16 protein-coding genes and 1 pseudogene are annotated in these 19,214 nt (G+C 67.1%); 9 read left to right on the plus strand and 8 right to left on the minus strand.

Going from position 1 to position 19,214, the window contains the following annotated elements; all coding sequences use genetic code 11:
• Positions 1 to 16: 16 nt before the first annotated feature.
• The 4 genes from F6B93_RS02130 to eccE all read left to right on the plus strand — a co-directional run bounded on the left by F6B93_RS02130 (position 17) and on the right by eccE (position 4,757).
• Entirely contained in the window at positions 17 to 898 is an 882-nt protein-coding gene (locus F6B93_RS02130) for an ESX secretion-associated protein EspG (RefSeq protein ID WP_211697521.1), read from the plus strand.
• Between the two features lie 78 nt (positions 899 to 976).
• A complete protein-coding gene (eccD, locus tag F6B93_RS02135) occupies positions 977 to 2,380 on the plus strand; it encodes a type VII secretion integral membrane protein EccD (protein WP_211699219.1) in 1,404 nt (467 codons plus the stop codon).
• Positions 2,377 to 3,813 (plus strand): type VII secretion-associated serine protease mycosin, encoded by a 1,437-nt coding sequence (gene mycP, locus F6B93_RS02140; RefSeq protein WP_211697522.1) that lies wholly within the window; start codon positions 2,377 to 2,379, stop codon positions 3,811 to 3,813. The genes eccD and mycP overlap by 4 nt, the downstream gene beginning before the upstream one ends.
• Complete coding sequence (gene eccE / locus F6B93_RS02145) at positions 3,810 to 4,757, plus strand: type VII secretion protein EccE (RefSeq protein WP_211697523.1); 948 nt, start codon at positions 3,810 to 3,812, stop codon at positions 4,755 to 4,757. The genes mycP and eccE overlap by 4 nt, the downstream gene beginning before the upstream one ends.
• Here eccE and F6B93_RS02150 read toward each other — a convergent pair.
• Positions 4,744 to 5,964 (minus strand): alpha/beta hydrolase family protein, encoded by a 1,221-nt coding sequence (locus tag F6B93_RS02150; protein ID WP_211697524.1) that lies wholly within the window; start codon positions 5,962 to 5,964, stop codon positions 4,744 to 4,746. The genes eccE and F6B93_RS02150 overlap by 14 nt on opposite strands.
• A gap of 154 nt (positions 5,965 to 6,118) precedes the next feature.
• Between F6B93_RS02150 and F6B93_RS02155 the strand changes: the two genes are divergently transcribed.
• The gene (locus F6B93_RS02155) at positions 6,119 to 6,904 is read left to right on the plus strand and encodes a trans-aconitate 2-methyltransferase (RefSeq protein ID WP_211699220.1); all 786 of its coding nucleotides are present in this window, start codon (positions 6,119 to 6,121) and stop codon (positions 6,902 to 6,904) included.
• On the opposite strand, the gene stf0 is transcribed toward F6B93_RS02155, so the two are convergent.
• From stf0 to F6B93_RS02175, 4 genes are all read right to left on the minus strand, one after another.
• Positions 6,893 to 7,696: a trehalose 2-sulfotransferase gene (gene stf0, locus F6B93_RS02160; protein WP_211697525.1), complete on the minus strand. Its 804-nt coding sequence runs from the start codon at positions 7,694 to 7,696 to the stop codon at positions 6,893 to 6,895. The two genes, F6B93_RS02155 and stf0, sit on opposite strands and share 12 nt — an antisense overlap.
• A 10-nt stretch (positions 7,697 to 7,706) precedes the next feature.
• On the minus strand, positions 7,707 to 9,131 hold the full coding sequence (locus F6B93_RS02165) for a sulfatase family protein (RefSeq protein ID WP_211699221.1): 1,425 nt from the start codon (positions 9,129 to 9,131) through the stop codon (positions 7,707 to 7,709).
• Complete coding sequence (bluB, locus tag F6B93_RS02170; protein ID WP_246541077.1) at positions 9,121 to 9,735, minus strand: 5,6-dimethylbenzimidazole synthase; 615 nt, start codon at positions 9,733 to 9,735, stop codon at positions 9,121 to 9,123. Before bluB ends, F6B93_RS02165 begins: the two co-directional genes overlap by 11 nt.
• 124 nt (positions 9,736 to 9,859) lie before the next feature.
• The gene (locus F6B93_RS02175; protein WP_211697526.1) at positions 9,860 to 10,342 is read right to left on the minus strand and encodes a hypothetical protein; all 483 of its coding nucleotides are present in this window, start codon (positions 10,340 to 10,342) and stop codon (positions 9,860 to 9,862) included.
• Between the two features lie 57 nt (positions 10,343 to 10,399).
• Between F6B93_RS02175 and F6B93_RS02180 the strand changes: the two genes are divergently transcribed.
• Entirely contained in the window at positions 10,400 to 11,107 is a 708-nt protein-coding gene (locus tag F6B93_RS02180; protein ID WP_211697527.1) for a phosphatase PAP2 family protein, read from the plus strand.
• A gap of 16 nt (positions 11,108 to 11,123) precedes the next feature.
• Here the strand turns inward: F6B93_RS02180 and F6B93_RS22645 are convergent, their stop codons facing one another.
• Both F6B93_RS22645 and F6B93_RS22650 read right to left on the minus strand, forming a co-directional pair.
• Positions 11,124 to 12,758, minus strand: a complete 1,635-nt coding sequence (locus F6B93_RS22645; protein ID WP_246540969.1) for a PE family protein — start codon at positions 12,756 to 12,758, stop codon at positions 11,124 to 11,126.
• Positions 12,759 to 12,875: 117 nt separating this feature from the next.
• Positions 12,876 to 14,288, minus strand: a pseudogene (locus F6B93_RS22650) (PE family protein); the annotation flags it as partial.
• Between the two features lie 207 nt (positions 14,289 to 14,495).
• Between F6B93_RS22650 and F6B93_RS02190 the strand changes: the two are divergent.
• Positions 14,496 to 15,152, plus strand: coding sequence for a L,D-transpeptidase family protein (locus tag F6B93_RS02190; protein ID WP_211697528.1), 657 nt, complete (start codon positions 14,496 to 14,498; stop codon positions 15,150 to 15,152).
• 96 nt (positions 15,153 to 15,248) lie between these two features.
• Here F6B93_RS02190 and F6B93_RS02195 read toward each other — a convergent pair whose 3' ends face one another.
• Entirely contained in the window at positions 15,249 to 15,740 is a 492-nt protein-coding gene (locus F6B93_RS02195) for a nuclear transport factor 2 family protein (protein ID WP_211697529.1), read from the minus strand.
• A 46-nt stretch (positions 15,741 to 15,786) separates the two neighbouring features.
• On the opposite strand from F6B93_RS02195, the gene F6B93_RS02200 reads away from it, so the two are divergent.
• Both F6B93_RS02200 and F6B93_RS02205 read left to right on the plus strand, forming a co-directional pair.
• Entirely contained in the window at positions 15,787 to 17,016 is a 1,230-nt protein-coding gene (locus F6B93_RS02200) for a hypothetical protein (protein ID WP_211697530.1), read from the plus strand.
• A 154-nt stretch (positions 17,017 to 17,170) separates the two neighbouring features.
• Positions 17,171 to 19,147, plus strand: a complete 1,977-nt coding sequence (locus tag F6B93_RS02205) for an Hsp70 family protein (protein WP_211697531.1) — start codon at positions 17,171 to 17,173, stop codon at positions 19,145 to 19,147.
• Positions 19,148 to 19,214: the final 67 nt, after the last annotated feature.

Below are 19,214 nucleotides of genomic sequence, written 5' to 3' on the forward strand. Positions count from 1 at the left end.
GCTGCGCCGGATTTAGATGCATCCTCAACCCAATGCCGTCGAGCTGACGGTGGACAACGCGTGGTTCATTGCGGAAACCATTGGGGCGGGCAACTTCCCATGGGTGTTGGCCATCACCCCGCCGTACCGCGATGCAGCAGAGCGCAACGCGTTCCTCGACCGCCAAAAAGTCGACCTGACCAGGATGGGTCTGCTGTCGCACGACGGTGTCATTGACGCGCGGGTTGCCGACTGGATCAAAGTCGTGTGCTTCCCAGACCGGTGGCTCGATCTGCGCTATGTGGGGCCTGCGCCGGCCGACGGCAATGGCGACCTGTTGCGCGGTGTCGTCGCGCAGCGTGTCAGCGCCACTGACAAGTCGTCCTACGCGACTATCGTTGCGCTGCGCAGCGCGCAGCTGATCACCTTCACCGCAATGGATATCGACGACCCCCGGGCGCTGGTCCCCATCCTGTGCGTGGGGCTCGCGGGGCGGTCGCCGGCGCGGTTCGAGGAGTTCAGCATGCCAGCGCGCGTCGGCGCGCGGGCCGACGAACGGCTGAGGTCTGGTGCACCGCTCGGCGAAGTCCTTGAATACCTGAGCATCCCGGCATCGGCACGACCCGTAGTGGAGTCGGTGTTCTCCGGTCCGCGCAGCTACGTCGAGACCGTCGCCGGCTGCAATCGCGACGGTCACCACTCCACCACCGAGGTCGGCTTGAGCGTGGTCGACACCACCGCGGGCCGGGTCCTGGTCAGCCCCTCCCGCGCATTCGATGGCGAGTGGGTTTCCACCTTCAGCCCGGGGACTTCCTTTGCGATCGCGGTCGCGATCCAAGCGCTGACCGGGTGCCTACCGGATGGCCAGTGGTTCCCCGGCCACCGGCTTTCCCGAGATTTTTCTGTCCAACCCACGTAACGAAAACCAGAAAGAGACGACGATGTACGAAATTCGGCCCCAACGCCTTTGGAGGGCACGGTGAACTCGAGCGCCGTCATGCCAATTGTCCGCGTCGCAGTCCTGGCGGAGAGCCGGTTAACGGAGATGGCGCTGCCCGCGGAGTTGCCGTTGCGTGAAATTCTGCCTGCGGTAACGCGTTTGGTGGTTCCCGTCGGTGAGAACGGTGACGGCGGTGACCCTGATGCCAGCGCACCCGTCCATTTGAGCCTGGCGCCGGTGGGCGGTGCGCCGTTCAGCTTGGACGCCAGCCTGGACACCGTCGGCGTCGTCGACGGCGATCTGCTCGTGTTGCAGCCGGTGCCCGCCGGTCCGGCCGCGCCCGGGATTGTCGAAGACATCGCCGATGCCGCGATGATCTTCTCGGACTCGCGGCTAAAGCCCTGGGGCGCAGCGCATATCCAGCGCGGGGCGCTGGCCGCGGTGATTGCAGTGGCATTTCTGGTCACTGGACTGGCAACGACGTACCGGGTCGCCACCGGCGCGCTCGCCGGGTTGGTAGGGGTCAGCGTCATAGCGGTGGTGATCGCGGCGGCCGGGCTGCTCGTCACCGCTCGGTCGGCGCGGACTGGGATCGCACTCTCGATCGCAGCCCTGGCACCCATCGCTGTCGCGTTGGCGTTGGCGGTGCCCGGAACGTTCGGACCGGCTCAGGTACTGCTGGCGGCAGCCGGGGTAAGCGCATGGTCGCTGATCTCGTTGATTGTTCCCAGCCCCGAGGGTGAACGTGTGGTCGGCTTCTTTACAGCGGCGGCGGTGGTCGGCGCCGGAGTGGCGCTGGCAGCAGGTGCCGAACTAGTTTGGGAACTACCGCTTTTGAGTATCGGCTGTGGACTGATCGTGGCCGCGTTGTTGGTGACGATCCAGGCTGCGCAGCTCTCCGCGCTCTGGTCGCGCTTTCCACTGCCGGTGATCCCGGCACCGGGCGATCCGACGCCGTCGGCGCCATCGTTGCGGGTGCTTCAAGACCTCCCGCGGCGGGTGCGGGTCGGCGACGCCCATCAGAGCGGATTCATCGCGGGCGCGGTGTTGCTCAGTGTTCTGGGATCTGTGGCGATCGCCTGGCAACCTGAGACGCTGCGTGGGTTGGGTTGGTACGTCGTGGCTGCGACCGCGGCGACGGCAACCTTGCGTGCCCGAGTCTGGGATTCGGCCGCGTGCAAGGCGTGGCTGCTGGCCCAGCCCTACTTGGTTGCCGGAGCACTGTTGGTGCTCTACGCGGCGACGGGACGCTACGTTGGCGCCCTTGTTGGGGCCATCGTTCTCCTGGTGTTGATGCTGGCCTGGGTGGTCGTCGCGCTGAACCCGGGTATCGCCTCGCCGGAGAGCTATTCGTTGCCGATGCGCAGGCTGCTCGGGTTCGCTGCCTCCGGTTTGGACGCGTCGCTGATCCCCGCCATGGCCTACCTGGTTGGTCTGTTCAGTTGGGTACTCAATCGATGATTCGAGCCGGACTTCGAACCGGGACCGCGAGTCTGACGGCGTTCCTCGCCGTCGCGTTGGGCAACCCCGCGCCGGCATTTGCGGTCATACCGCCGGTAGTTGACGACGCCGTGGCGCCACCGGAGGGAACCGCCGGTCCAGTCGCGCCGATGGAGCAACGCAGTCCGTGCACCATCGCCGGGACTATTCCCGGTACCGATCCCGGTGAGCCAACGCCCAGTCAGTCGATGCTGGACCTGCCCGCGGCCTGGCAGTTTTCCCGCGGCGAAGGTCAGCTGGTGGCGGTTATCGACACCGGGGTGCAGCCCGGTCCGAGGTTGCCCAACGTCGATGCCGGTGGCGACTTCGTCGAGGACACTGATGGCCTCACCGACTGTGACGGGCATGGAACCTTGGTTGCCGGGCTCATCGCCGGCCAGCCCGGCGAGCCGGGCGACGAGGACGGTTTCTCCGGGGTGGCGCCCGAGGCGCGAGTGCTATCCATCAGGGTGACGTCCGCCAAGTTCTCGCCGCGGACGCCGGGCGAGGATCCGCTTCTCGGCCGAGTATCGCTGGATGTCACGGCGCTGGGACGGGCTATTGTGCGCGCGGCCGACCTCGGTGCCAGGGTGATCAACATCTCCGCGATCACGTGTCTACCGGCTGATCGGAGCATCGACCAGGACGAGCTGGGTGCCGCCATTCGCTATGCCGCTGTGGACAAAGACGCGGTGATCGTGGCCGCGGCGGGCAACAGCGGGTCCGTTTCATCGGCCGCCGGCAGTGCTACTTCGGGGCCCTGCGAATCCAATCCGCTCACCGACCTGGGCCGGCCGGACGATCCACGCAACTGGGTGGGTGTCACGTCGGTCTCCATCCCGTCGTGGTGGCAGCCGTACGTGCTGTCGGTGGCTTCGCTGACACCGGACGGTCAGCCATCGAGGTTCACCATGGCGGGGCCGTGGGTGGGTATTGCGGCGCCCGGTGAAGACATTGTGTCGGTGAGCAACGGCGAGGGCGGCGGCCTCGCCAACGGCCTCCCCGATGATCATCAGCAACAGCTGCCTCTCAACGGCACCAGCTACGCCGCCGGCTACGTATCGGGGGTGGCTGCGCTGGTCCGCGGTGCGTATCCGGACTTATCGGCGACGCAGGTGGTGCACAGGCTCACCGCGACCGCGCACGATGGTGCCCGGGCGCCGTCCAACGTCGTCGGCGCCGGCAATTTGGACCCGGTCGCGGCACTGACCTGGAAACTGTCGGGAAGCTCCGACGACGACGCGGCACCCGAAACCGCTCCCACCAGAGCGGTCGCGCTGCCACCGGCACCCGCCCCGAAGGACACGACACCGCGGACCATCGCGTTCGTCGGAACCGGCGCGCTGGCTGTGATCGTCGCCGCCACTGCAGCAATCGTCGCGATAGCGCGCCGACGAAAGGAGACCACGGCGTGAGCCTGCACCGATCGATCCTGTGGCCGGGCACCGGCCGGATCACCCTAGCGTTGCTTGCGGTGGTACCTGCGGTGATGGCGTATCCCTGGCAGTCCGGGCGCGACTGGTGGGTAGTCGGTATCGCGGTCGTTGTCGTAGCCGTGTTGTTTGGCTGGTGGCATGGACTGCATTTCACGACGATCCTGCGCCGCCGGCTGGCCATGATGCGGTCCCAACGGGAGGTTTCCGAATCTCGCACCGATAGCCGAACAACGGCGCTGTTGCGGGTGGGCACGGGCGACGGGGGCCCGGATTCGCTTCCGCTGCCGGTCATCGCCCGGTACCTCGACCGCTACGGCATTAGGGGCGACACGATCCGAGTTACCTCCCGCACCAACGGATCCGATGAATGCCAGACCTGGATCGGCTTGACGTTGTCAGCAGCCGACAATCTGGCGGCGCTTGCGGCCCGGTCAGCGCGAATCCCGTTGCACGAGACTGCCGAGGTCGTTGCTCGCCGGCTTGCTGACCACCTCCGAGAGATGGGATGGGAAGCCAACACGGCTGTCCCTGAGGACATCCCGGCCCTGGTGGCTCCAGACGCCCGCGAAACGTGGCGCGGAATGCGGGCGGCGGAGACGGATTACGTCGCGGCATATCGGGTCACCGCAGATGACGAGCTGGCCGACACCTTCGCCGCGATCCGATCGCATCCGGCACGCGAGACCTGGACGGTCTTGGAGATCGCCGGTGACCCGGCCGGCTATACGGTGGCCGCGGCATGTGCCCTCCGCACTGACGCAGAGCCGGAAGTGGCCGCGCCGGTGTCCGGGTTGACGCCGCAGCGCGGAAACCATCGGATGGCGTTGACGGCATTGGATCCGTTGTCCGCCCAGCGCCTCGAGGGCCACACGGATGCGCCCGTCACCCTGTCGCCCGGGTTTGCGGCCACTAGTCAACCATGAATTGTTGCAGGAATCGGGTCATCCGGCGCAGATAGTCCAGTTGACTCACGTGCAGCACATGGCTGCCGGGGAACCAGTGCATCGCGCACCGATCCCAATGCTCCCAGAGCTTTACGGCCTGTTCCGGCGGCGCCATTCGATCGCCTAGTCCGGTGATGACCATACGGCGTTCCGGGGCAATCAGTGGCGCGTAGTTCAGTGGGCAATGGTACGCAAGCCCGTCGGCGAGATCTTGACGGTTGATCCTGCTGAGCCACAGACCCAGCTCTACGAGCTTACTGGCCGGAAACCATTGGTCGAACATCGTTGCCAGGGTGACGACGGGGCAATTGGGTATGACCGCTTCCAGTCGGTCGTCGACTGAAGCGACCAGTGCGGAAGTGTAGCCGCCCAGTGATATTCCGGTCAGAGCGATTCGGTCCACCCCGGTATGCCGCAGATAGTTGATGATGGAGCGGAAGTCATGCACGGCCTGGGCCATCGACTCGGCGAAACCGTTGAGCCCGGCGGCGAAATAGCCGAAACCGCTGAAGGGTGAATGTCTTTCGGCTCGCCGACCGTGAAAGGGCAACGTGTACAGCAGGACGTCGTAACCCGATCGGTAGTACCAGGGCAGTGAGAAGAACACCCCGTTGAGCAAGTAGGACGATCCCATGAACCCGTGGATGACGCAGAGCGTGGGGCGCGGCCCGTCGTCGTGACGCCAGTGTTGGGCGCGCACGATGTTATTGGAGGTCAATGCGCTCCAGCGGCGACGCATCGTCGGGTTGATCGCCCGGAAGCTGCTCGCGAACTCGATGTTGTCGACCATGCCGCGCGCGATGTATTCGGCCAGCGGGTTGGCCTGCCGGGCCGAGATCCGGGGCACCTCTGTCGGAGCTGGAAACGACTTCGCGGGATCGTGCTCGGCCGCGAGGTCGGCGTAGAACGCCAAGTTGGCGCGCTCGCTGCCGGAGTGGCGCACGACGCTGGCAAGAACGGCCGGCGGCACCGTCGTGGAAAGCAGTGTCGAGACGGCGGTGCGGAGCGTGATGTCGCCGATGGCAGATGATTCGACGAGGACTCGCTGGCGAAGCGACAGCGAGGAACGCGGGGGCAATCCTTCCGCGCTGGCGTCAGCGCCCGGCACGTCGGGCATCAGCCGCGGATCGATGGGATCGGCCCCGGCCGTCCCGGACGTCCCTGCAGCCTCAGACATCTCAGACATCACGCTGATGGTATCCCGTCGGTCTCGTCAACCGCTGGCAGATTCGACAGTCTTGTCAATTTCTCCCGGTCTGCGCCGGCGCGCGTGCGCGCGCGCGACAATCGGTTTGTCTATAGTCACTCGACGAGCGGCGGTGCCGATCAGGAGGACCGATATGTGGGATCCCGACGTCTACTTGGCCTTTGCGGATCATCGCAATCGTCCATTCTATGAGATGCTCTCGCGGGTCGGCGCTACGCGGGCGCGGCGCGTGGTGGACCTTGGTTGTGGCCCGGGGCACCTGACGCGCTACCTGGCGCGCCGGTGGCCCGAGGCAGTAGTCGAGGCGGTGGACAGCTCGCCGGAGATGGTTGCGGCCGCTCGGGAACGCGGAGTCGACGCCACTGCCGGTGACTTGCGCAGCTGGAAGCCCAAGCCTGATACCGACGTGGTGGTGAGCAACGCCGCGCTGCATTGGGTGCCGGAGCACCCTGACCTCATGGTCCGATGGGCCGGTGAGTTGGCCCCGGGATCATGGATCGCCGTTCAGATCCCCGGCAACTTCGAGACGCCATCGCACTCGGTGGTCCGCGCGTTGTCGCGCCGCGAGCCCTACGCAAAGATCATGCGCGACATACCGTTTCGAGTAGGTGCGGCGGTGCAGTCCCCGGCGTACTACGCCGATTTGATGTTGACCGCCGGATGCAAGGTCGATGTCTGGGAAACCACCTACCAGCACCAACTGTCCGGTGAGCGACCGGTGCTGGAATGGATCAACGGGACCGCGCTGGTCCCCGTGCGGGAACGGCTCAGCGAACAGATGTGGGAGCAGTTCCGTCAGGAGCTGATCCCACTGTTGGACGACGCGTACCCGCCGCGCTCGGATGGTACGACCCTCTTTCCGTTCCGACGGTTGTTCGTGGTTGCCGAGGTTGGGGGCTCGGGTCGTTCACGTCGGTAGCCCGAGGCGTGGCGCCTCGAGCCGGTAGCGATCGACCCACGCGTCCGAGCGTTGGTTGGCCTGGCGCTCCAGCATCGGCGGCGGCGCCAATGTCGGATCCTGCCCGATTGCCTCCAGCACGCTGCCCACGATCGCAGTCAGGTTGCGCCACAATACCGGGTAGGCGACGTCGAACGGCGTGATGCCCTCATGGGAGAACCAAGCGCGCCAGCTGCTTTCCTGATCGCGCAGGTTTCTGATGATGTGGGCGATGGCGCCAGGGTGGTAGGTGGCCTGGGAGTCGCGCTTGGGGTCCGGGTGGCCGCGCCAGACCTGGGTTTGTACGGCGCGCCAGAAGGACACCGCCTGAGACACCACGTCCGGACGGTGGACGTGGACGAAGACCGGTTCGCTGCCCACCACATCGCGAATCGCCGCGCGCAATCCGACGCCGGAGCGGTCGGGTAGTTGCGATGCCCGCTGCTGCAGCAGGGCGGTCTGGTTCCACATCAGCTTGCCGCCCCAGACACCGTTGGGTGTTCGGCCAGAACTGCGGATGTGTTCACGCCAGGCAATCGGTGTCGCGGTGTCCGGTGTGCCCGGCGTCAGCGGATCGAGCAATCGCAAGATCGATTCATCGTCAACTTCGGCGAACCATTCCCGAGGCTGGGGTGCCATGCCCGTGCTCGGCAAGTACTGGAAGAACTCTTGCGGCTCCCCAGCACTTCCGGTGGCGCGCAGCGACTCCACCAGCAGCGTGCTGCCGCTGCGCTGGGTGGCGAGCACCAAGTATGAACTCCCCGGACGGTGCACTGGACCGGCCTTAGCGACCAGAACTGTTGTTGCTCGGCGGGGTGGCTGCCTCGTCGATACCGCGGTCGACGGCGATCGCCGACCTGCTGGTCGGGCTCGCGCGGTGGATCTGCAGATACGTTTCGGTATAGCGCTGGGCAATGCGGGAACCGGCGAAGTCCGACGGTATGACATCGTTGGTTTGCTGACGCCAATCCCGGAGTCGGACAGCAAGGTCGGCGGCGATCGCCGCCACGTCGTGACTGCTGTCGTGTTCGGCCAACAGATTGTTGGCTTCGTCGGGGTCGGCCCGCAGATCGTAGAGCTCGCGTTCCGGGCGCGGCGACGTGACCAGTGGCGCGACAACCAGCCCGGATGGGCTTTCCTCGATATCCCAGGGTAGGTCCAGCAATGGCCGGGGCACATAGTTCTCGATATAGCTGAATTCCTTTGTGCGTACTGCCCGCATGGGATCGAACGAGTCGTGGTAGGTCTTCATGGTGTACACGTGGTCGCGCACCGCGCGGGTGTGTACGCCAGGTGCCAGCAAGGTGTCTGCATGCGACACACCCTCGACGTCGGCGGGTATTTCGAGTTCCAACAAGCCCAATAGGGTGGGGACCAGGTCGACCCCGCTGAACAGCTCGTCGTAGACGTAGGGCTGTGCCGCCCTGCGGGTCGGCGGGCGAATGATCATCGCGATACCGGTGCCGGCGTCGTACAAGGTGGATTTCGCGCGGGGGAATGCCGGTCCGTGATCGGTGAGGAACACCACCCAGGTATTGGCGTCCAGGCCGGTCTGGGTCAGCGTGTCCAATAGCTGGCCAACCGCGGCGTCGGCGGTGGCGATGGATCCATAGAACTCGGCCAGGTCCGCGCGTACCTCGGGGGTGTCGGGTAGATAGGCAGGCGGATCGACGATGTCGGCATCGGCTGGTTGGTAGCGGTCCCGCGGATAGGGGCGGTGTGTTTCAAAGAAACCGACCGTCAGCAGAAACGGTTGCGGGGATAGGCTGGGGACGCGCTCTCGCAGCCATTCCTGGGCCTTGGGGACAACGTATTCGCAGTAGGAATTCGACACATCAAATTCGTCGTAACCCAACCGTTTCGGAAAGGACGTCTCGTGTTGCATGCCGAAAAGCGCGGAGTACCATCCGTTGTCCGACAGCAGGTGCGGAAGCGTCCGGACTCCTGTTCGGTATTCCCAGCCATGGTGTGCCAGGCCGACCAATCCATTGCTTTGTGGATAGCGGCCGGTGAACAGCGAGCCGCGCGACGGTGAGCACAGCGGCGCGGTGGCATGGGCCTGGGTGAGCAGAATACCTTGGGCAGCAAGCTGATCCAGTCGCGGGCTGGAGACGTCGGGGTGGCCGTAGACGCCGAGCTGGCGGCCCACGTCGTGCCAGTGCACGATCAAGACGTTCTCGTGTTCGGTGGTCACGTCCTCACCCGTCATCGTCGTCACCTCTCCAGGCTGCCAGGCCGGCGCCCCATTGGTTCTCCGAGACAAAGTCTGGCAGGGGTCTTGCTAGCGCCCAGCCGTCCAACTCCAATGCGGGCCGATCCGGAAAAGTGGGGACCGGGCCCAGACACAAGACGGCCACCGGTTCGGCATCGGCCGGCATGGCCAGCAGGGCCGCCAATCGCTGCGGATCGAACAGGGACACCCATCCCATACCGAGGCCCTCGGAACGAGCTGCCAGCCAGAGGTTTTGGATGGCGCAGGAAACCGACGCGAGATCCATCTGCGGCAGTGTCCGTCGGCCGAAGATGTGGGCATCGCGGTCGTCGCACAATGCCACCACCATCAGCTCGGCGCAATCGAGAATGCCCTCGACCTTGAGGGCCAGAAACTCCTCCGCCCGCTCACCGAGGGCGCCCGCGGTGAGCATGCGCTCTTCGTCGACGAGTGCGTGGATGTCTTTCCGGAGCTGGTCATCGGTGATCCGGATGAAGCGCCATGGTTGCATCAGTCCGACGCTGGGGGCGGCATGCGCGGCGTGCAGCAACCGCGCCAGCACTTCTTCGGGCACTATGCCGCCGGGGACGAACCTCCGCATGTCGCGGCGCTCGGAGATCACGCGGTAGACGGCTTGTCGCTCTTGCGGGCTAAACGCGTGATCGGTCACTTGCTGGGTTTCCTCCCCGGGTTGGCGTCGACGGCGATCGGCAGGCAGTTCACCGTCAAGGACTGTACGTAACGCCGACAGCGCGAAAGACGTACTCGGCTGGCACGTCGAAGGCCAGGGATCGCAACGGCAGGCGGGCGAGGACATCGTCATCGATCGCCGCCTTGAAATAAAGCGAGAGCCCACCGCTGAATCGTGGGTCGACGGTGGCCACGTCGAGATCGAGCCGCAGGCCCGTCGCCGAGATGTGGGCGCTGGCCGCCCCGGCCCCTGCGCCGTCCCAGCGCACATCAACGGCACGGCCGGCCAGCTTCGGCACCACCGACAGCGTCGCCAGCACTCGTAGCGTGGTGAAAGTCAGCGAACCTACGTAGCTCGCGACACTGTGCGAGGCGCGCAGCCCGGGGATGACACCGCTAAACCGTCTTGTGACCGCGATCTGTTCGGCGAGGTAGATGAGTCCTTCGCGATCCAGCTCGGCACGCAGATCGGCCGGTAGCCGACCGAGGCCAAACAACCGCCGGACAATCACCGCCATGACGCAAGTATGCGGCCGTTTCGCCGGCGCTGCATTGGTGCTGGTATCGATTGAGTCATGACCCGGCGCGAGATCATCCTGACTGTTTCGTTTGCTGTAGCCGCCTGCGCGGGCTACGCCACGATGTGGGTGGGGTACTCCCAAGAGTGGGTCTGGTTGCACAACCTCGACTGGTCGTTGTTGGATTCGGCCCACGATATTGGGTCAAAGCATCCGGTGTGGGTGCGTTTTTGGGATGTTGTGTCCGTCGTGATGGGCCCGGGGCTGCGACTGCTGGGTTTGGCGGCCGCCGTGATTGCGCTGGCAAAGCGCAGGGTGCGGATAGGGTTGCTGTTGTTGGCCTGTCTGCCGCTGAGCGGGTTGATCGGGCTGGTGGCCAAAGGCCTCGCGGACCGCCCTCGGCCGGCTTCTGCGTTGATTGCGGAACATGGGAGCTCATTTCCGTCCGGGCACGCGTTCGAGGCGACCGCTGGCGTGCTCGCGCTGTTGACCGTGCTGTTGCCGATGATCAGCAGCGAGGCGATGCGTGTTGCTGCGGTCGCGGTGGGCGCATTCAGTCTGTTGATGACCGGCGTTGCCAGGGTCGCGTTGAATGTGCATCACCCGTCCGATGTGGTTGCCGGTTACGCGCTCGGATACCTGTACTTCCTGGCCTGCCTGTGGGTATTTCGACCCCCACCACTGTTCGGCGACCGGCCCGCGCGTGCGGACTCCTCGCCAGGTTCGGCCGCTGGGCAACCGGTGCCGGACGCCAACGCTCACTGAAAGCGCGTTGTGTCGATCAGCCCGGTGAGCCGGTCGCCCCGGGACTTCCTAGCAGGGACCCGCCGGCACCACCTGCACCACCGTCGCCATCGGCGCCGTCGGTAATGCCCGGGCCGCCGGACCCGCCGGCGCCACCGTCGCCGCCGTTGCCGATCAGGCCCGCGTTGCCGCCGGCGCCACCGTCACGACCGGCGCCACCGGGACCAGACAGCGGCGATCCGCTCCCACCGGCACCGCCTGCGCCGCCAGCCCCGCCGTTGCCGTACAACCAGCCGCCAGACCCACCGGTCCCACCGAGGCCGCCATCGCCACCGGCAATGCTGGCTTCACGGGTGTCGCTGCCGCCGGCCCCGCCGGCCCCTGCGTCGCCACCGTCACCGATCAGTCTGGCGGCACCGCCAGCGCCGCCGGCACCACCGGTCCCGGCGATCCCACTCGCGACATTGTGATCACCGCCGGTCCCGCCATCCCCGCCGGCCCCGCCGTTGCCGTACAGCCACCCGCCGGCGCCGCCCGCCCCGCCGGCCCCGCCGGCTGCGCCGTTGAGAGCGACGCCCTCGCCGCCGCCGCGCCCGCCGGCCCCACCGGCTCCGATCAGCCCGGCCGCACCGCCGTCACCGCCAAGCCCACCGGTGGCACCCGGGGCGGACACGAGACCGCCCGCCCCGCCGGCGCCGCCGGCTCCACCTTCGCCCACAAGCCACCCGCCGCGGCCGCCAGCCCCACCGTCGCCGCCGAAGCCGCCACTCGTGTCGGACGGTCCGGCCCCGCCGGCCCCGCCGGCACCCCCGGCCCCGATCAGCCCGGCCGCACCCCCGGCACCACCAAGCCCGCTGCCGCCGCTGCGGGCGCCGACACCGCCGTCCCCGCCGGTGCCGCCGGCGCCGTACAGCCAGCCACCCCTACCCCCGGCTCCACCCTCGCCACCATCAGCGGAAACACCGCTGGTGGAGTCCCCGCCGGCCCCACCGGCCCCGCCGGCCCCGAACAGCCCGGCGGCACCGCCGCCACCGCCCAGCCCGCCTGGGGCGCCGCCCGGGGAGATCCCGCCGACCCCGCCGGCGCCGCCGTTGCCGAACAGCCAGCCACCGCTACCCCCGGCACCACCGGCGGCATTGGCCCCACCGACCCCGCCGGCGCCGCCGTTGCCGATCAGCCCCGCCGCGCCACCCGCGCCGCCAGCAACCCCGGGGTCGACGCCGTCTGCGCCGTTACCGCCGTTGCCGTACAACAACCCGCCGGCCCCGCCGGCCTGACTCGGCGCGGTGCCGTCGGCGCCGTTGCCGATGAGCGGCCGCCCGAGCAACGCCTGGGTGGGCGCGTTGATCGCACCCAAAAGGTCGTGCTGCACGGCCTGAAGCGGGGAGGAGTTGGCCGCCTCGGCGGCCGCGTAGGCACGGCCGGCACCGTCGAGGGCTTGGAGAAACTGGGCGTGAAACCCCGCCGCTTGGGCGCTGAGCGCTTGATAGGTCTGCGCGTGGGCGGAAAACACAGCCGCGACCGCCGCCGACACTTCGTCGGCACCCGCGGCCAGCACGGTGGTTGTCGGCATCGCTGCGGCCACGTTGGCCGCGTTGAGCGTCGAGCCGATGCTCGCCAAATCGGTTGCCGCCGCGGCCAAGACCTCGGGGGCGGCCACCACAAATGCCATCTCGTTGCCCTCATCCGGTAGCTCGTCGACGCATCGGGGAAAGGCTCAGCCTAGCGGCGGGTCGCCCAACACATGCGTGCTTCGGCCGAACCCTCGAGAGTCTGCTGAACCCGATCAGCCGGGTAGGCCGGTCGCGCCGGGGCCGCCCAGCAGCGATCCGCCGGACCCGCCGGCACCCCCGCCGCCGCCGGCACCCTCGACAAGGCCGTCCCCGCCCGCCCCGCCGGGGCCACCGCCGCCGCCGTCGCCGATCAACCGGGCGTTGCCGCCCACACCACCGTCGCCGCCGTTGCCACCGCTCCCGACCGGAGCGATCCCGCCGGCCCCACCGAACCCGCCGGCCCCACCGGCCCCGTATATCCACCCGCCAGACCCGCCGGTGCCGCCCACACCACCGCTCCCGGCCGGGGGCCCACCTCCGTTGTTGGTCCCGCCGACCCCGCCGGCCCCGCCGACCCCGCCGTTGCCGAACAGCCCGGCGGCACCACCGACACCACCGCGCCCACCGTCCCCAGCCTCGGGGGAGCCGCCAAAGTTACCGCCGCCGTTGCCGCCGTGCCCCCCGGCCCCACCGTCACCCAATAGCCAGCCGCCGGTGCCGCCAGCCCCGCCGTCTCCGCCAGCCTCACCCAAGTCATTCAAGCCCGCCCCGCCGGTCCCGCCGGCACCGCCGACCCCGATCAGCCCCGCGGCACCGCCAGCACCGCCAAGGCCGCCAGCACCGGCGAGCCCGCTGACTCCACCGTTGCCGCCGGCCCCACCGGCACCGTAGAGCCACCCGCCGGCCCCGCCGACTCCACCGGTACCGCCGTTACTCCCGCTCCCCGCATCCCCGCCGCGCCCGCCGTCGCCGCCAAGGCCGAACAACCCGGTCGCACCGCCGGCACCACCAGGCCCCGCGTCACCGCCGAGGAGGGTGGTCGACCCGCCGGCGCCGCCGAAACCGCCGTTGCCGAACAACCATCCACCTCGGCCGCCGAGCCCACCCGCGGCCCCGGCCCCGCCGACTCCGCCGGCCCCGCCGTTACCGATCAACCCCGCCGCGCCCCCGGCACCCCCGGCCACCCCGGCGTCGACCCCGGCCGCACCGTTGCCGCCGTTGCCATACAACAACCCGCCGGCGCCGCCGGCTTGCCCCGGCGCGGTGCCATTGGCGCCGTTGCCGATCAGTGGGCGCCCCAACAACGCCTGGGTGGGCGCATTGATCACACCCAACACCTGCTGTTGCACGGCCTGCAGCGGCGAGGCGCTGGCTGCTTCCGCGGCCGCGTAGGCGCCGCCGGCTCCGTTGAGCGCCTGCACAAACTGGGCATGAAATCCCGCCGCCTGGACGCCGAGCGCCTGATAGGCCTGCGCATGGGCGGAAAACAGCGCCGCCACCGCCGCCGACACCTCATCGGCACCCGCGGCCAACACCTCCGTCGTAGGCACAGCCGCGGCGACATTCGCGGCACGAAGGGTAGAGCCGATGCCCGCCAAATCCGTTGCCGCCACCGCTACCACCTCGGGGACTGCCACCACATACGACATCGCTACGCTCCCACCCGGTCATCTTCGACCGCTACGGAAAACGATCGTTCCGGAGAACTCAGCCTATCGGTGTGTACCCACCACATCCAGAGTCCGCGCGTGAAATCCACCCGCCCTCCGATACGGCGGATGTATCACAGCGCAGTGACCCAAATGCATCCCAACCTTGACTTGACCTCGAGGTTCGGTTCGCCTGACGATAATGCGATGCGCCGACTGGTGGCTCTGCTGTGTGCTGCGGTGTGCATGTGTGGAACGGCTCTCGTGCTGGCGCCGGTGAGCGCTGCGGTCGTCAACCCGTGGTTCGCACACTCGGTCGGCAACGCCACACAGGTGGTGTCGGTGGTCGGTACGGGCGGTTCGAAAGCCAAGATGGATATCTATCAACGCACGGCTGCGGGATGGCAAGTGCCGAAGGCCGGGATCCCCACCCACATCGGTTCGGCTGGTATGGCGCCGGAGGCCAAGAGTGGGCATCCGGCCACCCCGATGGGGGTCTACAGCCTGGATTCCGCCTTCGGAACCGCGCCGAATCCGGGTGGCGGGTTGCCCTACACCCAGGTGGGGCCGAATCACTGGTGGAGCGGCGATGACGACAGCCCTACGTTCAACTCCATGCAGGTGTGCCAGAAGTCTCAGTGTCCGTTCAGTACGGCCGCAAGCGAGAACCTGCAGATCCCGCAGTACAAGCACTCGGTCGTGATGGGCGTCAACAAGGCCAAGGTTCCCGGCAAAGGCTCGGCGTTCTTTTTCCACACCACCGACGGTGGGCCGACCGCGGGTTGCGTGGCCATCGACGACGAAACACTGGTGCAGATCATCCGCTGGTTGCGGCCCGGAGCAGTGATCGCGATCGCGAAGTAGCTGCCGGAGGTTCGAACGTGATTCGAGTGTGAACTGTGCGACGGGTCCGCGGGGGGTCTCGTCGCACAGTTCACCATCGGGTCTGCGCCGCGGTCGTCAGGCCAGGGCGCGGCCCGGTTGTAGCGTGAAGTTGAGGCCCGCCAACGACATTGTCGCCTCGTAGGTTCGGTCGTAGCCGGTGGCGCTGATCCGCCAGCCATCGGCCGTGCGCCGGTACTGGTCGCGATAGAACGCCGCGCCGATCAACATGAAGTTGAGGTCTGCGGCGATGACTCGGTCTTGCAGGTACCAGCTGCCCGTCGCGGTATCACCGGTCACGGTGATTTCCGGGTGGGTGACTCGGTGCTCGGTGATGATGTTCGGGCCAAGCGATGAGCGCATGTAGTCCACCACGTCGGCGCGGTTGGTGAAGTGCAGCTCTTTGCCGAGCGATGGTCCGTAGTCGCCGGCAATGTCCTCGGTGAGCGTGTCAGCGAAGTCATCCCAGTGTTTGGTGTCAAGTGCCCGCAGGTACCGGTACTTGATTCGTTTGATCGCTTCTACATCGGCGGCCACATCTGGCGGACTCATTACGCCATTGCAACACATCCAGCCCGGCGCGGCGCGCGAGGCCTGAGCTGGCTACTTTGGGGACATGAGCCGATCTCGGTATGCGGGGCTGTCCCGCAGCGAGCTGGCAACGCTGGTGCCCGAACTGCTCCTGATCGGGCAGATGATCGACCGCTCGGGTATGGCCTGGTGTATCCAGGCGTTCGGCCGCGAGGAGATGCTGCAGATCGCCATCGAAGAATGGGCGGGCGCGAGCCCCATCTACACCAAGCGGATGCAGCGGGCGCTGAGCTTTGAGGGCGACGACGTACCGACCATCTTCAAGGGGCTGCAGCTCGACATCGGTGCTCCGCCGCAGTTCATGGACTTCCGCTTCACCCTCCGCGACCGTTGGCACGGGCAGTTCCACCTTGACCACTGTGGCGCGCTGCTCGATGTGGAGCCGATGGGTGACGAGTACGTCACCGGCATGTGCCACACGATCGAAGATCCGACATTCGACGCCACCGCGATCGCGACCAACCCGCGCGCGCAGGTGCGCCCCATCCACCGGCCGCCCCGCAACCCTTCGGACAGGCATCCGCACTGTGCGTGGACAGTGATCATCGATGAGTCCTATCCCGAAGCTCAAGGCATCCCGGCGCTGGATTTGGTCCGTGAAACCAAGGCCGCAACTTGGGAATTGGACGCGATCGACCCCTCGGACGAGGGATCGGCCGACTATTCAGGTGCGTTGCTGTCCGATCTTGACTTCGGTGCCTTCTCGCACTCCGCGCTGGTGCGGATCGCCGAGGAAGTATGCCTGCAGATGCACCTGCTGAATCTCTCGTTTGTCATTGCGGTGGCCAAACGCGCCGCAACCGACGCCGAACTGGCTGTCTCGGTGAACACGCGCCAGTTGATCGGCGTTGCCGGGCTCGCCGCGGAACGCATTCACCGTGCCCTGGGATCTCCCGGCGGAATCGAAGGTGTGCGGCGGGTATTGGAGTTGCATCCGCTGCTCAACCCTGCCGGCTACGTTGCTGCCGAAAACTCGGCCGGCCGGCTGGCGGTCCACCCGTCCCCGGCCCACGTCGACGGTGCCTGGATCTCGCTCTGCACACCCGACAGCGTGGCGCCGCTGCAGTCCATCGCCACGGCTGTTGACCCGTATGTCCAGGTTCAGGTCACTGGAACGCCCACCGACTGGATCGCAGAACTCACACACACCGATACCCCGGTGGCCGAGTTACCAGAAGTGCTGGTAGCCAAGGTCAGCGGGGGAGCCGACTTCCGGTTCGAACCGAGGCGCTCGCTGCCGCTGACCGTGGTGTGAGCCCGACGCCTCCTGTCAAGGCGATTGCGGTACCACTTGGGTGACACCTGGGCATCGAGCGCGTACCAATGAGGTTGGGACCGAACTGGATACGGTGACTGCGCAGCTAGGGTTAACGCTGGCCGAAACCCCCATCGACGAAAGTCTTCGCTCTATGTACGACCCGCTGGGGTTGTCGATCGGGACCGCGAACCTGGTTGCCGCTCGAAATGGGATAACGCCGGTGTGCCGACGCGCCGCGCTGACCCTGTATCCGCACTGTGCTCCGAAAATCGGCGCGCTTGGCGAGAACCCGAATGCGACCGACTCCGGAACCCGGATCACTGGTTTTGTGGAGCGCATCGTTGACGCGGCGGAGCTGGTGTCTCCAGACGGATCCGTGCACGATCCGGAGCTATTGCTCGTTGAAGCGCTCGACGCGATGGCGGTCGCCGCCGGCGCGGATACGAGTTCGTCGGAGATTTCGATAGCCGTTCCAGCGCATTGGACTCCGGCAACCGTGCAGGCGTTACGTAACGGGTTGCGGACGCACATCGGCTTCGTCCGCAGCGGCATGGCGCCGCGTCTGGTGTCGGATGCGGTCGCGGCGCTAGCGGCGGTGAACTCTGAGTTGGAACTTCCGCTTAGCGGTGTGGTGGGGCTGCTTGACTTCGGTAGTTCTGGTACGTACGCAACGTTGGTTGAAAGAACTGCCGATTTTGCAGTGGATTTCGGGGCATCGGATCTCGAGCCGGTCAGCGACACCATGCGCTACGAAGGCTTCTCGGGAAACGGGATCGACCAAGCGCTGCTGGCGTATGCACTTGACGAACTAGGACACAGCGACCACCCTGCCACCGCCAACACCGCGGTCGGACAAGTCTGCCAACTCAGAGAGCAGTGTCGTGCGGCCAAGGAACGGTTATCGGCCTACGGTGTAACGGAATTGGCTGCGGAACTTCGGGGACGACGGCTCAGCGTACAGGTGACTCGAGCGCAGCTGGAAGACCTGATCTCCGACGGGCTGAACGGTTTCATCCGCGCGTTCGACGACATGCTGGCGCGCAATCGCGCCGGTTTCGCCGACCTGGCGGCGGTCGTCACCGTGGGTGGCGGTGCCAATATCCCGCTTGTCGCGCAACGTCTTTCGAGTCACATCGGCCGGCCGGTGCTGACCGCGTCGCAACCGGCGTATTCGGCGGCTTCGGGCGCATTGCTGCTCGCCACCCGCGGCCGGGAGCACAATGTCGCGACGCGAGCGTCGATAGGCCTGCTCGCGAAGGCGGCTCCGGGCACCAATGTGATCGAACTGCCGGCCGGTGACGTGATGGTCATCGACGCGGAGGCTTTAACGGATCGGGAGTTGGCCTGGTCGCAGACTGACTTCCCGAGCGATGCGCCGGCGCGCTTTGACGAGGATCCCTACAACGAAGAGGGTCCCTGCTGGTCGATGCGGTTGAACGCGATCGAGCTGCCCAAGGAACCGCCGTGGCGCCGGTTGCGGGTATCGCAGTTGCTCATCGGGCTCTCGGCAGCGGTGGCTATGACCGCGATTGGGGGCGTGGGATTCACCGTGACGGCCATCGAAAGGCGCCAGGCCTCCCAGATCCCGATCGTTCCGAGCATCGCGCCCGTGCCGCCCTCCCGATTCGGGGAGACTGAGCCGGAAGCTGAGATTTCCCTCCCGCCGAGCCCCACCGCCGTGCCGATCCCCAGTGCGGCTCCGACCAGCGCTGCCGCGCCACCGATGCCATCGGCGGCAGCGCCGGCGCCCGAGGTGACACCGACAACGGTGCCGCCAGTCACACCCGCGACGACAACCCCCTCGCAAGCACCGGCGGCGACAACCACCCCAACGACGACTGCGCCGCCGGCCACCACCTCGCCGACGGTCACAACCCCGTCCACTACTCCCATGACTCCCACGCTTGAGGGGACTGCGACGACTGCTGCGGCTCCCGAGGCTGCGGCTCCAATGACTCCGGCGAGTCCGCCTGCTGCAACTCCGGCGTCTCCCACGGCGCCGACGCCGAAGATGAAGACGGAGTGGTTACACATCCCGGGGATACCCATCCCGATCCCGGTCCCGGTCCCGAAGCATTTCGGTGATCTAGCACCAGAGAACCCCTTCTTGATTCCTGGCCCTGAATGAACTCTGAGCTGGCGGGGGATCGGCCGCGCCGCTCCGACATGTGAGCTTGGCCAGAATTCGGCTTCGG

This window comes from Mycobacterium spongiae (assembly GCF_018278905.1).
In the GTDB taxonomy this organism is placed as follows: domain Bacteria; phylum Actinomycetota; class Actinomycetes; order Mycobacteriales; family Mycobacteriaceae; genus Mycobacterium; species Mycobacterium spongiae.